Origin of the sequence: Ensifer sp. LC384, from assembly GCF_001695865.1 — a bacterium.
GTDB lineage: Bacteria > Pseudomonadota > Alphaproteobacteria > Rhizobiales > Rhizobiaceae > Ensifer.
The window spans coordinates 1-1,370 of sequence record NZ_MBST01000065.1 but is presented as its reverse complement, the minus strand read 5'-3'; the positions used below and the strand labels follow the sequence as shown (position 1 = coordinate 1,370).

Annotated in this window: 2 protein-coding genes; both read right to left on the bottom strand. The window is 65.8% G+C overall.

Annotation, left to right across the window (positions count from 1 at the left end; translation table 11 throughout):
* The coding region (locus tag BC363_RS29245) for an electron transfer flavoprotein subunit alpha/FixB family protein (RefSeq protein ID WP_065793351.1) at positions 1–754 on the bottom strand (754 nt) is incomplete at its 3' end.
* A gap of 145 nt (positions 755–899) precedes the next feature.
* The coding region (locus BC363_RS29240) for an electron transfer flavoprotein subunit beta/FixA family protein (RefSeq protein ID WP_141690479.1) at positions 900–1,370 on the bottom strand (471 nt) is incomplete at its 5' end.

The window sequence follows — 1,370 nt, the reverse complement described above, 5'->3', positions numbered from 1 at the left end:
CGGGAGCGACCACCTTGCCGGTCTGGCCGACCTGCCAGTCGTTCGGGGCATAACCGGCGTCGACGGCGGCGCGGCTCGCCCCGACGGCGGCCCCGAGCTTGTCGGCAACCGGCAGGATCACTTCCTGGAATTTTTCCGACGAGCCGAGCGCACGACCGCCGGAGATGATGATCTTGGCCGAGGTCAGTTCCGGACGATCCGACGACGACAGCGCGTCGGCCACGAAGCTCGACAGGCCCGGGTTGGCCGCCGCCGCGATCGTCTCGACCGCGGCCGAGCCGCCCTCTGAGGCGGAGGCGAACGCGGCGGTGCGCACGGTGATGACCTTCTTGGCCTCAGTCGTCTGCACCGTCTGGATGGCGTTGCCGGCATAGATCGGGCGCAGATAAGTATCGGCGGAGACCACCTCGGTGATTTCCGAAACCTGGGCAACGTCGAGCAGCGCTGCAACCCGCGGCATGACGTTCTTGCCGACCGAGGTGGCAGCGGCAAGCAGGGTGTCGTAGTTGCCGGCGAGCGACACGATCAGCGCCGCCAACGGCTCGGCCAGGTTGTTGGCAAGGCTGGCGTCCTCGGCCACCAGCACCTTGGCGACGCCGGCAAGCTTGGCGGCCTGGTCGGCCGCCGCCTTGGCACCGGCACCGGCGACCAGCACATGCACGTCGCCGCCGATCTTGGCGGCCGCCGTCAGCGCCTTTGCGGTCTGGTCGGAAAGGTGGCTGCCGTCGTGATCAGCCAGAAGCAGAATAGCCATGGTTTTGTTCTCCAAAATTGTTGGTTCCTGAATCCGTCAGGCCCTGCCGAAAACGGTGAGACGCGAGAACCGGCGCACAGCGTACTCTAGTACGTGAGCACCGGAAGCACAGCGACACGCCGTTTGCAGGCGGACCTCACGGATTTCAGAGCACGCCGGCTTCGACTTTAAGCTTTTCGACCAGTTCGGCCACCGACTTGACCTTGATGCCGGCCTTGCGGCCTTCCGGCTCCTCGGTCTTCAACACCTTCAGCCGGGCGGTCGTGTCGACGCCGAAATCGGCCGGCGTGTGTCTGTCGAGCGGCTTCTTCTTCGCCTTCATGATGTTCGGCAGCGAGGCATAACGCGGCTCGTTCAGCCGCAGGTCGGTGGTCACCACCGCCGGCAGCGTGATGGCGATCGTCTGCAGACCGCCGTCGACCTCGCGCGTCACGGTTGCCTTGCCATCGCCGATCTCGACCTTGGAAGCAAACGTCCCTTGCGCCCAGCCCAAGAGCGCCGACAGCATCTGGCCGGTCTGGTTGCTGTCGTCATCGATCGCCTGCTTGCCGACGATGATCAGCCCCGGCTGTTCGGCCTCGGCAACACCCTTGACGATCTTGGCAACGGCGAGCGG